The organism is Streptomyces sp. WELS2, assembly GCF_013870595.1.
Taxonomy (GTDB): domain Bacteria; phylum Actinomycetota; class Actinomycetes; order Streptomycetales; family Streptomycetaceae; genus Streptomyces.
This window is the reverse complement of sequence record NZ_JACBWZ010000066.1, coordinates 1-15987: the sequence shown is the minus strand read 5'-3', so window position 1 is coordinate 15987 and position 15987 is coordinate 1. Positions and strand designations below refer to the sequence as shown.

General features: G+C 71.3%; 16 protein-coding genes. 4 read left to right on the top strand and 12 right to left on the bottom strand.

The window, feature by feature from the left end:
• The 5 genes from H5J33_RS06870 to H5J33_RS06850 all read right to left on the bottom strand — a co-directional run.
• Positions 1-983 (bottom strand): NAD(P)/FAD-dependent oxidoreductase (locus H5J33_RS06870; protein ID WP_181793984.1); only part of this gene is annotated, 983 nt, incomplete at its 3' end.
• Positions 984-1160: 177 nt separating this feature from the next.
• On the bottom strand, positions 1161-2057 hold the full coding sequence (locus H5J33_RS06865) for an amino acid ABC transporter permease (RefSeq protein WP_181793982.1): 897 nt from the start codon (positions 2055-2057) through the stop codon (positions 1161-1163).
• Positions 2054-2722, bottom strand: coding sequence for an amino acid ABC transporter permease (locus H5J33_RS06860; RefSeq protein ID WP_181793980.1), 669 nt, complete (start codon positions 2720-2722; stop codon positions 2054-2056). Before H5J33_RS06860 ends, H5J33_RS06865 begins: the two co-directional genes overlap by 4 nt.
• A 75-nt stretch (positions 2723-2797) precedes the next feature.
• Positions 2798-3628 carry a glutamate ABC transporter substrate-binding protein gene (locus tag H5J33_RS06855; RefSeq protein ID WP_181793978.1) on the bottom strand — a complete coding sequence of 277 codons (831 nt, stop codon included), beginning with the start codon at positions 3626-3628 and terminating at the stop codon, positions 2798-2800.
• A 65-nt stretch (positions 3629-3693) separates the two neighbouring features.
• A complete protein-coding gene (locus tag H5J33_RS06850; protein WP_181793977.1) occupies positions 3694-4470 on the bottom strand; it encodes an amino acid ABC transporter ATP-binding protein in 777 nt (258 codons plus the stop codon).
• Positions 4471-4766: 296 nt separating this feature from the next.
• Here H5J33_RS06850 and H5J33_RS06845 point away from each other — a divergent pair, with 296 nt between their 5' ends.
• Together H5J33_RS06845 and H5J33_RS06840 are read left to right on the top strand one after the other, a co-directional pair.
• Complete coding sequence (locus H5J33_RS06845) at positions 4767-5453, top strand: response regulator transcription factor (RefSeq protein ID WP_181793986.1); 687 nt, start codon at positions 4767-4769, stop codon at positions 5451-5453.
• Positions 5454-5462: 9 nt separating this feature from the next.
• Positions 5463-6893: a HAMP domain-containing sensor histidine kinase gene (locus tag H5J33_RS06840; RefSeq protein WP_181793975.1), complete on the top strand. Its 1431-nt coding sequence runs from the start codon at positions 5463-5465 to the stop codon at positions 6891-6893.
• Between the two features lie 262 nt (positions 6894-7155).
• On the opposite strand, the gene H5J33_RS06835 is transcribed toward H5J33_RS06840, so the two are convergent.
• Positions 7156-8154: a TAXI family TRAP transporter solute-binding subunit gene (locus H5J33_RS06835; RefSeq protein WP_181793973.1), complete on the bottom strand. Its 999-nt coding sequence runs from the start codon at positions 8152-8154 to the stop codon at positions 7156-7158.
• Positions 8155-8253: 99 nt separating this feature from the next.
• Between H5J33_RS06835 and H5J33_RS06830 the strand changes: the two genes are divergently transcribed.
• Positions 8254-8664 carry a MazG nucleotide pyrophosphohydrolase domain-containing protein gene (locus tag H5J33_RS06830; RefSeq protein ID WP_181793971.1) on the top strand — a complete coding sequence of 137 codons (411 nt, stop codon included), beginning with the start codon at positions 8254-8256 and terminating at the stop codon, positions 8662-8664.
• 216 nt (positions 8665-8880) lie between these two features.
• Here H5J33_RS06830 and H5J33_RS06825 read toward each other — a convergent pair whose 3' ends face one another.
• Positions 8881-9327 (bottom strand): MarR family winged helix-turn-helix transcriptional regulator, encoded by a 447-nt coding sequence (locus tag H5J33_RS06825; RefSeq protein WP_181793969.1) that lies wholly within the window; start codon positions 9325-9327, stop codon positions 8881-8883.
• Positions 9328-9380: 53 nt separating this feature from the next.
• Positions 9381-9740 (bottom strand): DUF6204 family protein, encoded by a 360-nt coding sequence (locus H5J33_RS06820; RefSeq protein WP_181793967.1) that lies wholly within the window; start codon positions 9738-9740, stop codon positions 9381-9383.
• Positions 9741-10175: 435 nt separating this feature from the next.
• Here H5J33_RS06820 and H5J33_RS06815 point away from each other — a divergent pair, with 435 nt between their 5' ends.
• Entirely contained in the window at positions 10176-10544 is a 369-nt protein-coding gene (locus tag H5J33_RS06815) for a hypothetical protein (RefSeq protein WP_258564926.1), read from the top strand.
• 89 nt (positions 10545-10633) lie between these two features.
• On the opposite strand, the gene H5J33_RS06810 is transcribed toward H5J33_RS06815, so the two are convergent.
• From H5J33_RS06810 to H5J33_RS06795, 4 genes are all read right to left on the bottom strand, one after another.
• Positions 10634-11893, bottom strand: coding sequence for a cation:proton antiporter (locus H5J33_RS06810; protein WP_181793964.1), 1260 nt, complete (start codon positions 11891-11893; stop codon positions 10634-10636).
• A gap of 230 nt (positions 11894-12123) precedes the next feature.
• Positions 12124-13236, bottom strand: a complete 1113-nt coding sequence (locus tag H5J33_RS06805) for a lytic polysaccharide monooxygenase (RefSeq protein ID WP_181793963.1) — start codon at positions 13234-13236, stop codon at positions 12124-12126.
• A gap of 118 nt (positions 13237-13354) precedes the next feature.
• Positions 13355-14482, bottom strand: coding sequence for a GH12 family glycosyl hydrolase domain-containing protein (locus tag H5J33_RS06800; protein WP_181793960.1), 1128 nt, complete (start codon positions 14480-14482; stop codon positions 13355-13357).
• Positions 14483-14857: 375 nt separating this feature from the next.
• The gene (locus tag H5J33_RS06795) at positions 14858-15880 is read right to left on the bottom strand and encodes a LacI family DNA-binding transcriptional regulator (protein ID WP_181793958.1); all 1023 of its coding nucleotides are present in this window, start codon (positions 15878-15880) and stop codon (positions 14858-14860) included.
• Between the last annotated feature and the right edge of the window lie 107 nt (positions 15881-15987).

The window sequence follows — 15987 nt, the reverse complement described above, 5'->3', positions numbered from 1 at the left end:
TCCAGCAGGGCCTCGTGCGGGCCGTGGTGCCAGGCCGTGGCCAGCTTCCAGGCGAGATTGTCGGCGTCCCTCAGGCCCTCGTCGAGTCCCTGGGTGCCGAACGCGCCGAGCAGGTGGGCCGCGTCCCCGGCGAGGAAGACCCGGCCGGCGCGCCACCGGCGGGCCAGCCGGTGGTGCACCGTGTGGACCCCGGTGTCGAGCAGGTCGTACGGCGGTGCGTCACCGCCCGTCCAGCCCGTGAGGGTCTCGTTGATGCGGGTCAGCACGATCTCGGGCGTGACCAGGTCCTTGCCCGGCGGCAGCAGCCAGTCCAGGCGCCAGGCGCCGTCCGGGAGGGGGCGGGCGGTCACCTCCCCGGTCGAGGGCCCGGACGACTTCCACGGCGGCATCCGGTGGAGCAACGCGTGGCCCTCCCAGGGGAGTTCCGTCCGCAGTGTGGCGACCGCGTGCCGTTCCACCGCCGTACGGCCGGGGAAGCGGATGTCCTGGAGCTTGCGCACGGTCGAGCGGGGGCCGTCGCAGCCGACCAGGTAACTGCCGCGCCACCAGGTCGCCTTCGGGCCGCGGGTGTGCGCGGTGACGCCGGTCCGCTCCTGTTCGACGGCGTCCAGGCGGCTGTCGGTGGCCACCTCGGCCAGCGGCTCGCCGGCGAGGGCGGCGCGCAGGGCGTTCGTCACGGTGTGCTGGGCGATGTGCAGGGGAGCGGCGGGGTCGCCCTCGGCGAAGGCGATCTCGGTCATCACCTGCTTGCGCCTGACGGACCGCCATCCGGCCCAGCGCACACCGTGCTCGGCGAGCGCCATCCCGGTCAGCCGTTCCAGCAGGGCGGCGGTGTCCTCGCGCAGGACGACGGTGCGTGCCGGGCGGGGTTCGTCCTTGCCGGGGCCCTCGTCCAGAACGACGACGGGCACGTTCTGACGGGTCAGCAGCAGGGCGAGCGTGAGTCCGACGGGTCCCGCTCCGACGATGATCACCGGGTCCATGGTGCGACGCCCCCTGCCCGTGACGATGCCCTGACGGAGACAAGTGAACAGGAAGGAGGAGCGGGGTGCACGATCACAAAACGTATGCAACCCATTGGCAGAGTTCGCGTCAAGCGACCGGGGGCAGTGGCGATCACGCCGCTGCCCCCGGGTGGTGCGTTCGGGTCTGATTGGCCGTCAGGCCGAGGTGCCGGTGCCCGCGTGGCCCGGGATGTCGGTCGTCTTGTCGACGCTCAGCACCGCGCCGGTCGACTTCTTGCGCTGCCGCAGCCGGCCCTCCAGCCAGCTCGCGAAGGTGGTCAGCGAGAAGTTGATGATCAGGAAGATCACGGCGACGACCGTGAAGGAGGCGATGGTGTTGGCACCGTAGTAGGCGCTCATCGTGTTCGCTGAGGCGAGCAGTTCGGGGAAGGTGAGGACGGCGCCGCCGAGCGCGGTGTCCTTCACGATGACCACCAGCTGGCTGACGATCGCGGGGAGCATCGCGGTGACCGCCTGCGGCAGCAGGATGACCCGCATCACCTGTCCCTTGCGCAGGCCGATCGCCATGGCCGCCTCGGACTGGCCCTTCGGCAGCGAGAGGATGCCCGCGCGGACGATCTCGGCCAGCACGGACGCGTTGTACAGCACCAGTCCGGTGACGACCGCGTAGAACGGACGGTCGTCCGAGCTCACGTCGGTGTACTGGGAGAACAGCGCCTGACCGAAGATCATCAGGACCAGGACGGGGATCGCGCGGAAGAACTCCACCACGACCGCCGCCGGCACCCGCACCCAGACGTGGTCCGACAGCCGCGCTATGCCGAGGCCGGCGCCCAGGGGCAGCGCGATGAGCATCGACAGCGCCGCCGCCTCCAGCGTGTTCTGCAGAGCGGGCCATATGTACGTCGAGTACGCCTCGGCGCCCCCGCCGAGATAGGGCTTCCACAGCGCCCAGTCCAGCTGGTTCTTCTCGTCCAGGGAGGTGTACACCCACCAGACGAGGGCCGCGAGCGCGGCGAGGAAGACCACCGTGTAGAGGATGTTACGCCGCTTGGCGCGCGGCCCCTGGGCGTCGTACAGGACCGAGGTCATCGCTTCACCGCCACCTTCTTGCCCACCCAGCCGAGGATCAGGCCGGTCGGCAGGGTCAGGCAGCAGAAGCCGAAGGCGAAGATCGCGGAGATCAGCAGCAACTGCGCCTCCTTGTCGACCATGTCCTTCATCAGCAGTGCCGCCTCGGCGACGCCGATCGCCGCCGCCACCGTCGTGTTCTTCGTCATCGCGATCAGCACGTTGGTCAGCGGGCCGACGGCCGCGCGGAACGCCTGCGGCAGCACGACCAGGAACAGCACCTGGGTGAAGTTCAGGCCGATGGCGCGCGCGGCCTCGGCCTGGCCGACCGGCACCGTGTTGATGCCGGACCGGATCGCCTCGCACACGAAGGCCGACGTGTAGACGATCAGTCCGAGGACGGCCAGTCGGAAGTTGGCCGTGTCGATGATGTCGCCGGCACCCAGGCTGATGCCCAGGGTGTCGTGCAGGCCGAGCGAGGAGAACAGGATGATCACCGTGAGCGGGATGTTCCGCACGATGTTCACGTAGGCGGTGCCGAAGCCGCGCATCAACGGCACCGGGCCCACCCGCATGGCGGCCAGCAGGGTGCCCCAGATCAGGGAGCCCACGGCGGACAGCAAGGTGAGCTGCACCGTCGTCCAGAAGGCGCCCAGTACGTCGTAGTCGTTGAGAAAGTCGAACACGTTCTCCCGCGCTTCCGCGTGTAGGGATGCCCGGGTGCGCCGCCCTCACGGACGGCGCACCCGCCGGGCGTTGCCTCAGCTCTTGATGTCGCCGATCTTCGGGGCGGGCTCGTTCTTGTAGCCGGCCGGGCCGAGGTTCTTGTCCACGGCCTTCTGCCAGGAACCGTCGGAGACCATCGATTCGAGGGCCTTGTTGATCTTGTCCTTGAGGTCGCTGCCCTTCTTGACGCCGATGCCGTAGTTCTCGTTCGTCATCTTGAGGCCGCCGAGCTTGAACTTGCCCTTGAACTGGGGCTGCGAGGCGTAGCCGGCGAGGATCGAGTCGTCCGTGGTCAGGGCGTCGATCGCCTTGTTCTGCAGACCGGTCAGGCACGCGGAGTACGTCGGGTACTTCTGGAGCTGCGCCTTGGGGGCCAGCCTCTCCTTGACGTTCTGCGCCGAGGTGGAGCCGGTGACCGAACACAGCCGCGCCTTGTTCAGGTCCGCCGCCGACTTGATGGAGGTGTCGTCCGCGCGGACCAGCACGTCCTGGTGGGACAGCAGGTACGGGCCGGCGAAGTCGACCAGCTTCTGGCGCTCCGGGGTGATCGAGTAGGAGGCGACGATGAAGTCGACGTCACCGCGCTGGAGCATGGTCTCGCGGTCGGCGCTCTTCGACTCCCGCCACTCGATCTGGTCCTTCTTGTAGCCGAGCTTCCCGGCGACATAGGTGGCCACGTCGACGTCGAGACCCGAGTAACCCTGCGGCGTCTTCTGGCCGATGCCCGGCTGGTCGAACTTGATGCCGATGGTGATCGTCTTGCCACCGCCGGAACCCTTGTCGTCCTTGCCGCCGCCGCACGCGGTGGCGGCCACGGACAGGGCGAGGAGGACGGCCGAGGCGGCGGTGACCTTGCGGAGCTTCATCGTGAACATCCTTCTGAGTGGTGAGGAACGAGTCCCTGAGGCGCGGGCGGCGGCGGCCGTGCCGGTCAGTGGTGCAGGATCTTGGACAGGAAGTCCTTGGCCCGGTCGCTGCGCGGGTTGCTGAAGAACTGGTCGGGCGAGGATTGTTCAACGATCCGCCCGTCCGCCATGAAGACGACGCGGTTCGCGGCCGACCGCGCGAAGCCCATCTCGTGCGTGACGACGATCATCGTCATGCCCTCGCGCGCGAGCTGCTGCATGACCTCCAGGACCTCGTTGATCATCTCGGGGTCGAGCGCGGAGGTCGGCTCGTCGAACAGCATGACCTTCGGGTCCATCGCCAGCGCCCGCGCGATCGCGACCCGCTGCTGCTGGCCGCCGGACAGCTGGGCGGGGTACTTGTCGGCCTGGGTGCCCACGCCGACCCGGTCCAGCAGCGACCGGGCCTTCTCCTCGGCCTTCTTCTTGTCCGCCTTGCGGACCTTGACCTGACCGAGCATCACGTTCTCGAGCACGGTCTTGTGCGCGAACAGGTTGAACGACTGGAACACCATCCCGACGTCCGCCCGCAGCCTGGCCAGCTCCCGGCCCTCGGGCGGCAGGGGCTTGCCGTCGATCGTGATCGTGCCCGAGTCGATCGTCTCCAGGCGGTTGATGGTGCGGCACAGCGTCGACTTACCGGACCCGGAGGGCCCGATGACCACGACGACCTCGCCGCGGGCGATCGTCAGGTCGATGTCCTGGAGCACGTGCAACGCGCCGAAGTGCTTGTTGACGCTCTTCAGGACGACCAGTTCGTCGGACGTGGCCACGTCTTCCTTGGCCACCGTTACTTTGGTCATCGCTCTCAGGCTCCGTCCTCCTCGGGTTTCCGAGGACAGTAGTGAGCGCCTGTGACCTGCGTCATCACATCTGAGGGAGATCTGAGCATCACGATCCGGCAGCAATCGGACACCTGTCGGAGCACTTGGGGGCCGCGCGCGTATCGGCCGGATAACGGAAGAGGCGGGCAACCCGAACCCCCTTGACGCCGTCTACTTCCATCGGCGTCACTGCCATGGTGCACGCGCGCGTGCCCGCGATCTACAAGAACGACGGAAACCGGGACCGTACGACCGCTGAACCGGAGGGGGCCGGAATGAGACTGCTGCTCGTCGAGGACGACAACCACGTCGCCGCGGCCCTGTCCGCCGTCCTCGCGCGCCACGGCTTCCAGGTCACGCACGCGCGCAGCGGCGAGGAGGCCCTCCAGGCGCTCGTCCCCGAGGGCAACGGCTTCGGCGTCGTCCTGCTCGACCTCGGACTGCCCGACCAGGACGGCTACGAGGTGTGCGGAAAGATCCGCAAGCGCACCAGCACCCCGGTCATCATGGTCACCGCGCGCGCCGATGTGCGCTCCCGCATCCACGGCCTCAACCTGGGCGCCGACGACTACGTGGTCAAGCCGTACGACACCGGTGAACTGCTCGCCCGGATCCACGCCGTCAGCCGGCGCACCGTCCACGAGGACCCCGTCCCCGGCGGCGAGAACGCCCTGCTGCTCGGCCCCGTCCGGATCGAACTGCCCACCCGCCAGGTCAGCGTGGACGGCGCGGTGATCCAGCTGACCCGCAAGGAGTTCGACCTGCTCGCCCTGCTCGCGCAGCGGCCCGGCGTGGTCTTCCGGCGGGAGCAGATCATCAGCGAGGTCTGGCGCACCAGTTGGGAGGGCACCGGCCGCACCCTGGAGGTGCACGTCGCCTCCCTGCGCGGCAAACTGCGCCAGCCCGCGCTCATCGAGACCGTACGCGGCGTCGGCTACCGGCTCGTCGCCCCGGCCGCCTAGCGGGGACGGGTGCGCACACGCCTCCTCCCGCTGCTCATCGTGCTGCTCGCGGCCGTCCTGCTCGCGCTCGGCATCCCGCTCGCCGGCAGCCTGGCCGCCGCCCAGCAGCAAAGGGTCGTCGTGGACCGGATGGACGACGCGGCCCGGTTCGCCGCGCTCGCCCAGTTCGTCACCGACGGACCCGGCGGATCCCGGCGCACCACCACGGACGAGCGCCGGGCGAGCCTGCGCAGCGAACTGGAGAGTTACTACGACGTCTACGGCATACGCGCCGGCGTCTTCTACCGCAACGGTACGGAGGCGATGGCCAACGCGCCCGGCGACTGGTTCGTCCCGCGCGTGGGAGAGGTACGCCGTGCGTTCGACGAGGCGCTGCTCAGCCGGCGCAGCCACGACCCGCCACAGGCCTGGCCCTGGCAGCGCAGCCGGCTCGTCGTCGCCTCGCCGGTGATCCGGGACGGGGACGTCGTCGCCGTCGTGGTCACCGACTCGCCCACCGAACAGCTGCGTTCCCGGATCCTGCGCGGCTGGCTGGTCATCGGTGCCGGGGAGATCGCGGCCATGCTGCTCGCCGTCGGCGCCGCGCTCCGGCTCACCGGCTGGGTGCTCAAACCGGTCCGGGTGCTGGACGCCACCACGCACGACATCGCCACCGGGCGGCTCAAATCCCGGGTCGCGGTGGCCGGCGGGCCGCCGGAACTCAGACGGCTGGCCCGTTCGTTCAACGAGATGGCGGACAACGTCGAGGCCGTGCTGGAGCAGCAGCGCGCCTTCGTCGCCGATGCCTCGCACCAGTTGCGCAACCCGCTCGCGGCGCTGCTGCTGCGCATCGAACTGCTCGCCCTCGAACTCCCCGAGGACAACGCGGAGATCGCCTCGGTGCGCACCGAGGGCAAGCGCCTCGCGCAGGTCCTGGACGACCTGCTCGACCTGGCGCTGGCCGAGCACGCCGAGGCCGACCCGGGGCTGACCGACATCGGCGCGCTGGCCGGGGAGCGGGTGGCCGCCTGGGCACCGGCCGCCCGGTCCAAGGGTGTGAGCCTGACCGGCGACTGCCCGCCCACCACCGCCTGGGCCGACCCGATCGCCCTGTCCAGCGCCCTGGACGCGGTCATCGACAACGCCGTGAAGTTCACCCCCGAGGGCGGCACGGTGGAGGTCGCCGTCTCCGCGGACGGCGACACCACCACGGTCGTCGTCACGGACACCGGGCCCGGCCTCACCGACGAGGAACTCGCGCGCGTGGGCGACCGGTTCTGGCGCAGCGGCCGGCACCAGAACGTCAAGGGCTCGGGCCTCGGCCTGTCCATCACCCGCGCCCTGCTCGCGGCGGGCGGCGGCTCGGTCGACTTCGCCCACCACGAGCCGCGGGGACTACGGGTCACCGTCAGCGTGCCACGGCACCCGCCGGCCGCCGGACCGTCTCCGGGCGCCCGCTAGGGCCTGTCTGACAATTCCCGTCTGCCACGCGACGTCATGCACGCACTCTCGCCGCACCGGCCCCAGACCCGAGTACGTCCAGTACGAGGGCCTGGATCCGGCACGCCGAGAGCACGCACCTGCCGCCGCGCGGCCGCCCTTCGGGCGACGACGCGAATCGTCAGACAGGCCCTAGGCGCGTCGCGCACGCCGGGCCCGACTCCCGGAGCCTGCCGGGGGCGTCGCGCACCTCGAACCCGCCCCGGCTCCCAGCCGTACCTCATCAGGGCTTCACCGACCGGTAGTAGCGCCGGGCGCCTTCCTGGAGCGGCAACGGGCCGGTGTAGATGGCGGTGCGCAGGTCGACCAGCTGGGCGGAGTGGACGTGGGCGCCGATGCCGTCCCGGCTCTTGATCACCGTGCGGGTCAGCCACTCGGTCAGCCGGGGATCGACGTCCGTACGGGTGATCAGCACGTTGGAGACGGCGATCGTCGGCACCTCGGCCCCCCGCTGGACGTTCGGGTAGGCCGACTCGGGGATCTTCGTGGTCCGGTAGTAGCGCGCCCACTCGCCCTGGCCGTGCAGCCGGGCGACCAGGTCGTCGTTGATCGGCACGAACCGGAAGGCACCCTTCTGCGCCAGCGGGGCCAGCCCCTTGGTGGGCAGCCCGCCGGACCAGAAGAAGGCGTCGATCTTCCCCTCCCGCAGCCGCGCCGGTCCGGTGTCGATGCCGTCCGCCGCCGGGGTGATGTCCTTGCGCGGATCGATGCCGGCGGCCCGCAGCACCCGCTCGGCTATCAGCCGCACCCCCGAATCCGGCAGCCCGATCGCCACCCGCTTGTGCCGCAGTTCCGCGACGTCGCTGATGTCCGAGTCCGGGGCCACGATGAGCTGCACGTAGTCGTCGTAGAGCCGGGCCACCCCGCGCAGCCGTCCGGCGCCCTCGCCCTGGCGCAGCCCGTACGCCGCCACCGCGTCGGCCGCGGCGATGGTGAAGTCCGCCCGCCCGGTCGCCACCCGCTCCACGTTCTCCTGGGAACCGGCGCTGTTGAGCAGCTTCACCGTCAGCCCCGGCATGTCCTTGCCCAGCTCGGTGCGCAGCCGCTCGCCGTACTCCTGGTACACCCCGCGCGGCGTACCGGTGCTGAACACGATCGTCCCGCTCGGCGGCTTCTCGCCGAGCGGCAGCAGCCACCACGACAGCAGCCCGAGGACCACGACACCGACGGCCGCGCCTCGCAGCGCCGCGCGCCTGCCGACCCGGGGGAACCTCTTGGACATGCGGCGATCCTGCCAGCAGGGGCTCGGCGCTGACCAGGGCCGGGGTCACAGCGATCACGGCCGGGGGGCGTTGTCGGTGCCGCCCGTTAGAGTCGCCGCATGAGCACTTCGCCCGCCCGTCTCGTCCACGAGTTCCACCGCGCCTTCGGCCTCGACCTCCGCGACACCCCGACGGAGGTGGACCCCGGCCTGGCCGCCCACCGGGCCGAACTGCTCGCCGAGGAGGCCGCGGAGGTCGCCGAGGTCGCGGTCCGGGGACCGCTGGACCGGCTCGCGCACGAACTGGCCGACGTGGTGTACGTGGCCTACGGCACGGCCCTGGTGCACGGCATCGACCTCGACGAGGTGATCGCCGAGATCCACCGCGCCAACATGAGCAAGCTCGGCCCGGACGGACAGGTCGCCCGCCGGGCCGACGGCAAGGTGCTCAAGGGCGAGCACTACCGCGCCCCGGACGTCTCCGCCGTACTGCGCCGCCAGGGGTGGATACCGGGCGGCGACGGCGCCTGACGCGCGCGGCCGGTCGGGAGGCAGGGGTCCGGGCGGGGCCGGTTTTCCGTTGACGCGTGGCAGCGGGAGCCGGGGTGCGCCGGGACGGGTGGGCCGGTGTCCCGCCGACGTGCATCCGCGGGGGTCGGAGAGCGCCGGTCTTCCGGGCCCGTGCGGGTGGTTCAGCGTCCCGTCGGTGGACGTCCGCCTTGGCAGGGGCGTGGCCCGTCGGCGTGGTCAGGACCCCTTCAGACCCGTGCCGCCCAGGCGGGTCAGCAGGGCCGTGAGGTGGGCGAGGTCCGCCGGGGGCCAGTCCGGGGCGGCGAAGATCTCGGCGGCCGTCTCCCGGGCCGTGGCCAGCATCTCCGTCAGCCGCCGCCGGCCCGTCCCGGTCAGCGCCGCGTACGCCACGCGCGCGTCCCGGGTGTCCGGCTCCCGGGTCACCAGCCCGATCCGCTCCAGCGGAGCGAGTCCGCGCGTGACCCCGGATGCGGTCAGCCCCAGCGCCTCGGCCAGGTCGACCCGGCGCATCCGGGCGCCGGGTGCCTGTGCCAGCCGGAGCAGCAGCGTGAAGTCGGCGAGGCTGACGCCGTGCAGCCCGCCGAGCCGCGCGTCGAAGCGCCGTACCAGCGCCGTCTGCGCCCGTACCAGCCGCAGCGCCGCGTCCAGCGCCTCTTCGCTCATCGCCTCAGCCTTCCCTTGCCGACTCCTTGAGTACTCAAGTTTAGGGCGGTGGTTCAGGAGCCGGCCGACCGGGCGGCACGGCGCTGTCGCTTGCCCAAGGGGGCCTGGGAGAGGTCCTCGGCGGTGGCCCGCAAGTGCTTGTGGCCGTAGCCGCGTTCGGTGAGCCAGGAGACGGCCGCCTCCTCGGCCCGCTCGGTCGCCTCAAGGATGTCCTCCTCCTTCTCGCCCGTGGCGGAGAAACGGAAGACGAAGGCGGGCCGGGCGGCGATGTCGTAGGTGAGGGTGCCCTCGGGCGTGAACGCGGCGCGCAGGACGTCGTGTTCGGCGGCGTCGGCGAGGAGGGCGGCGCGCTGGGCCTCGGTGAGGCCGTCGAAGGCGCCGCGGACGGTGATGCGGAAGGTCCGTGTGGTCATCCCGCGACTGTAGGCGGGGCGCGGCGCGAACCTCCACCCGGTTTCCGGGGGCCGTGGGGCAGGGAGGGGGCACGGGCCGGGACGGCGTCGGCGGCCGTCCGGCCCGGTCGGGGGCGGGGCGAACACCGGGCGCGCTCCGGTCCGCCCGTTCCACCGGTCCGCACCACGCCGGTGCTTACCTGAACGTGGCGGAACCACGGTGTGGAGGCGGGGTGGACCTCGGGGAGGCGACCGCGCCCGTGGCCGCGGTCGTCGGAGTCGTCGGGACGCCGTTGTCCGCGCTGCCGACCCAGCGCGCGGCCGACCGCGGCCGGTGGCGCGAACCGGACCGCGTCGAGCAGGTACAGGGCGCCGCTCCTGTACCTGCTCGAACCGGACCGCGTCGAGCAGGTACAGGAGCGGCGCCCGCACGCCCGGGAACTGCGCGCCTGCTCCGTGGCCCTCGACGCCTCCGCCCGGCAGTACCTGGCCGCGCTCACCGACCAGGTGCACGCCCTGGGCCGGGACGAGGAACCGCGGCTCGCACGGCAGCGGCTCACGCGGGCCCGTGACCAGTACCGGGACGTGTACGCCGAGGCCCGGATGCGGCTGCCGGAGCGGGTGCTCGACCTCGTGGCCGGCCTCGGCCACGACCTGGGGCCGGTGTACGGCATGGTCCGGCGCCTGGACGACGGTGTCCCGCGCGCCGGGGACTCGCCCGAGGCCGTACGGGAGAGCATCGACGAACTGTGGGGCCGGCTACGGCGGGCACGGCGCGGGATACGGACCGAACCTGGCGTCCACGGGGCGGATCCGGGGCGGTGAGGTGCGCGGCCACGACCCGCGAGAACCGGCCGCCGAGGGCTGAGCCGGCGCCGCGGCCGCAGGGCACCGTGGTCCGGAATCGTGCGGGTTCAGCGCTTGGTGGCCGGGGGCTGGGCGTCCCGGACCGGGATGACGGGGTCCTGGCCGGCCAGGGCGCGCGGCCGCAGGACGGCGAGCAGCGGACCGGCCATCGCCGTCGTCACGACCGCCATCACGACCATCAGGGAGTACAACCGTTCGTCGAGGACGCCGAGTTGCAGACCGGCGGTCAGAATGATCAGTTCGGTGAGCCCCCTGGTGTTCATGAGCGTGGCGAGAACCGCCGACTGGCGCGCCGTGACGCGGAAGGCCCGGGCGCTCAGGAACGCGCCGACGAATTTCCCGCTGACCGCCACGAGCAGAATGAGCGCGAAGTCCAGCCAGCCGGCCCCGCCCAGATCGGACAGGTCGACTTTCAGGCCGACGATGATGAAGAAGACCGGTTGCAATAACTGACCGCTCACATCACCGACCCGGTCGATGATGTCCGCGCGCAGCCGCTCGGTGGATTCCTTCGGCATCACCACGCCGAAAAGGAAGGCGCCGAAAATGAAATGCAGGCCGATCCGCTCGGTGACCGCCCCGGAGACGAGCAGCCCCGCGAGGACGACCGTCAGCACCGCCGGGGTCAGCCGGGCGCCGCCGGCGGCGACCAGCCTGCGCAGCAGCGGACGGACCAACCACACCATCACACAGGCGTACGGCACGAGCAGCAGCAGGAGCCACTGGTCGCCGCCCCCTACGCCGACCAGGGCCACCACGGCGGCGAGCATGCACCAGGCGAGCACGTCACCGATCGCGGCGCAGGCCAGCGCCAGCCCGCCGATCGGGGTGTGCTGCATCTTGCGGTCCGTGAGTATCCGGGCCAGCACCGGGAAGGCGGTCACCGACATCGCCGTGCCCATGAAGAGCACGAAACCCAGCCGATGCCCCTGGGCGTGGTCCCCGGCCAGCATCAGGGCGAGCAGCGTGCCGAGTCCGAACGGCAGCAGGATGCAGGAGACCGCCACGGTGCCGGCCAGCCGTCCGGTGCCGCGCAGGATCCTGCGGTCCAGTTCCAGGCCCACGATGAACATGAATACGGCCATGCCCACATCGGCGAGCGCGGTGAGCATCGGCCGTACCCCGGGGGGAAACAGGAACTCCGGCACGGAATGGCCCAGGAAAGTGGGGCCGAGCAGAATTCCCGCGAGTACTTCGCCGATGACGGCGGGCTGGGAGAAGCGCTGTGCCACGGCGCCCAGTATCCGGGCGAGCACGATGATGAGGGCGAGGTCGCAAAAGAGCGCGAACAGCTGGTTCGTGGCCATCGGTACCTGCCTTGACGACGGGCCGCGTGCGCCGCCCGGAACTATTGAGGTGCCGTAGACGTGCCCAGCAATGCTTTGTGGTGCGCACCCGCCTTGTCAATGTGCCCATCCGGCTGACCGGATCAGGACGGCGGCTGCCGGCGGGTGGGCCGGAGCCGTCGGCGGGCCGCACACGGGAAGGCGCCGTCTCCCCGGGTGCGGGCCGGGGAGACGGCGCCTGGCGCACGTCGTCAGGAAGCGCTCTGTGCCGTGACGCAACCGATCGATCCGGCGGGCAGGTTGTTGCCCGTGGAGGTGGCGGTGAACCCGAACGTGGTACTGCCGTCGGCCGGGACGACCCGGTTGTGGTCCGCGTTGCGGACCGTGACCGTGCCGTCGGAGGCGGTGGTCTGCGTACCGTTCCACAGGGTGCTGATCTTGGTGCCGGTGCCCGGTTTCCAGGACACGGCCCAGCCGTCGAGCGGGGTGGTGCCGTGGTTCATCACCTCGACGGACGCCTGGAAGCCGCCGTTCCACGCGCTGACCACGGAGTAGGTGGCCATGCAGGAACCGGTGTGCGGGTCCGTCGGGGTCGGAGTGGGCGTCGGGGTGGGCGTGGGCGTCGGGGTCGGGGTGGGCGTGGTGCCGGAGCCGCCGATGCCCGTCACCTCGCCGTGGCCGCCGTCGAAGACGATGTCGGAGCAGGAGAAGAAGTTCTCCTGGCTGTCCGAGCGGACCCACTGGATGAACAGCAGGGCGTCACCGGAGCGCCCGGCGGGCAGCTGCATGTCCCAGTAGTAGTGGCCGCCGTCGGTGCCGGCCGAGCCCTGCTGGGGCGGGTTGGTGACCGTCTGGATCAGGTCGAGGTCGGCCCAGCGCAGCGTACTGGTCGGCGACCAGCCGGGCTTGGTGAGGTACACCCGGAAACTGCCCGGATGCGCCGCCCAGTTGCTGTACTGCGCCTGGATCGTCGCACCGCTGGTCAGATGGGTGCGCGGCCAGTCCGAACGGGCGGCGTTGTACGCGGAGAAGTCGTACGGCGACCGGTCGCCGGCGCTGCACAGGGTGCCGTCCGGGACGTAACCGGCGCCGCGGCCACCGGCGTTGGAGTCGAGCACGGCGAACCAGTTGTACAGCGGCGTCGCCCCGCTCTTGGCCACCGCGTCCTTGCAGGCGGGGTTGGTCGGGTTCATCCCGCCGGTCCCCGTGTGGCCGTCCAGGTAGCACAGATAGGTACGGGAGCCGGGCAGCATCGCCACCCCGTGCGCCTTGGCGCTGCCCTGTCCCAGCAGGGCCAGGCCGAGCGCGGCCAGCAGGGTCGACAAGGCCGCCACGACCGACAGGAGCCTGCCGCGTCGGGCCACGATTCTCTCCTTCCGTTGGATCGAGGGGGCGGTACGCCCAGGGAGGGTGCCGTCCGGTGGGTGTCTCATGTGCGCTCCTCGGGCTGGGTGCGTGGGGGAGGGGACGCGGGGGCGCGGATCACGCGGTGGTGCAGGCGGTTCCGTTGAGGCTGAACCCGGTGGGCTTGGCGAAGGTGCCGCTGTAGGCGCCCTGGAAGCCGAAGGTCACCCGGCCGCCGGCCGCGATCTGCCCGTTGTGGGTCAGGTTCGTGGCCGTGACCGCGCCGGACGACGGTGTGACCGACGCGTTCCAGGCGCTGGTGACGCTCTGTCCGGAGGGCAGGGTGAAGGCGAGGCGCCAGCCGTCGACCGGGGTCGCGGAGGTGTTGGTGAGGGTGACGTCGGCGGTGAAGCCGCCCGACCAGACGCTCGTCGCGTACGTCACCTCGCAGGCCGCCGGGGCCCCGGGGCCACCCGGGCCGCTGCCACCCGTGTTGACCGTGGAGGAGAACGAGTTCACGGCGAGCCCGGCACCGTTCTGCCACGGCTCGAAGCCGGCCTGCACGCTCGTCAGGTACCAGTTGTTCTGCGCCAGTCCGCGGGCGATGGCCTGCCGGGCGAAGTCCATGACGTCGAAGCTCCAGCTGGTGATCGTCGACGGCGCGACGAAGGACAGCACGTCGTTGGAGCCGTTGTTGCCGGACCACACCTGCCACTGGCGCCCGGCCACGGTGGCCGTGCCGACCTGCGAGCCCACGGGCTGGATCGAGCCCACCTTGTTGAACCAGACCATGATCTCGGTCCGGTTGACGCCGTCGGTACGGGGCGTGGGGTCGAGCCAGATGTCGTACGCCGCGTCGTACACCGCGTTGCTCACATAGGAGTACGAGATGCTGGTGGGCGCGCTGGAGATGGTGCCGAGCCGCGCCGGAAGGCTGGTTCCGGGCGAGCAGTTGGTGTAGTGGCAGCCGTTGAAGACGGACGGGTACGACTTCGGGGCGCCGTTCGTCGGGACCGAGCCGTCGGCCTGGGTGATCCGGAAGCCGCTGTCCGTGACGTTGATGCACTGGGTGCCGCTGGTGCCCCAGCGGTTGTTCTGGACGACGTAGCGGCCCTGGATCGTCGTCGAGCCGTACTGTTCGCAGATCGTGGTGTCGGCCCGGGCCGCCGGGGCCGTGGTGAGCAGGGCCGCCAGTGCGGCGAGCGCGGCGAGCAGCGCGCCGACCAGACCACTCGCTGCACGGACGGGGTGCGTTGACGGTCGCATGCGGGTCCTCTCGGGGACGGTCGGATGCGGGAGCGCTCCCACGCAGATGGGAGCGCTCCCATTACCTCCGTTGGGCAGGGACTGTAGGGAGAGTTCATGTCCCTGACAAGGTGTCGCGCGGTAATGCGTCGAAGAGGTTCCGAAGGCGCAGGTGGGCGGGGGGTGTCGATAGTTTCGGGGGACGCCGGATATTGGGAGCGCTCCCGGAAGCGGGCGTGGTGACCGGTTCCGCGGGGGAAGGGGAGGGGGTTTGTCGTGCCGACGGGCCGCCCGGTTGTGCCGTCGGCCGGGCATCCGTCGCCCGGGCCTGCCGTCGGGCCGGATCCGGCCGCGCGGCGTGGTGCTCGGAGCGTGCTTCGGGACCCGGCGGCGGTGTCAGGCCGAGTCGCGTCGTATCAGCTCCGTGCGGAGGATGACATGGCGCCAGGCCACGGCCGGTTCCTCCAGTTCCTCCAGCAGGAGCCGTACCATCGCCCGGCCGATCTCGGCCAGCGGCTGGCGGACCGTTGTCAGGCGGGGTTCGGTCTGTTCGGACAGCGGGAAGTCGTCGAAACCGATGACGGCGACGTCCTCCGGCACCCGGCGCCCCGCCGCGCGCAGTTCGTGCAGCGCCCCGGCCGCCGTGGTGTCCGACGCGGCGAGCACCGCGTCGATCTCCGGGTGTCGCGCGAGCAGCCGGGCCATCGCGCGCCGGCCGCTCTCCTCGGTGAAGTCGCCCTCCGCGATCCAGGACTCGTCCGTGGCCAGTCCGGCCGCCGCGAGCGCCTGGCGGTAGCCGCGCAGCCGGGACTGGGCGACGTACATGTCCAGCGGCCCGGTGATCGTGGCGATCGCCTTGTGGCCCGTGGCCAGCAGATGGGTGACCGCGCTGCGGGCGCCGCCGGCGTTGTCCGCGTCGACGTAGCTGACGTGCTCGTCGCCCGAGCGGCGGCCCAGCATGACGGTCGGCAGCCGGGCCTCGGCGAGCATGTCCGGCAGGGTGTCGTCGGCACGCACGGAGACCAGCAGCGCGCCGTCGACCCGGCCGCCTCGGGCGTACTCCAGGAAGCGTTTGCGCTCGGTGTCCGAGCGGACCATCGTCAGCAGCAACTGCATCCCGGTGTCGGCCAGCGCGTCCCCGAGCGAGCTGACGATCTCCGAGAAGAAGGGCTCCGCGAACAGCCTCCAGTCCGGCTCCGTCACGACCAGCGCGACCGCGTCGGCACGCCGGCCGGCCAGGGTCCGGGCCGCGAGATTGGGCACGTATCCCAGTTCGGCGATGGCCTGCTGCACGGCCTGGCGCGTCGAATCCTTCACCCCCGCCGCGTTGTTGACGACGCGGGAGACCGTGCCCCGGCCCACTCCGGCGCGGGCGGCCACCTCCTCCAGCGTCGGCGTGTCAGGGCGCCGCCTGCCCATTGACCACCTCCCCCCACGAGATTCCCGATCTTACGATTCGCGGGGCACCGCGCACACGGATTCTTCCGACGACGACCGGTATGACGCCCATCGCCCGGAGGGCCGCC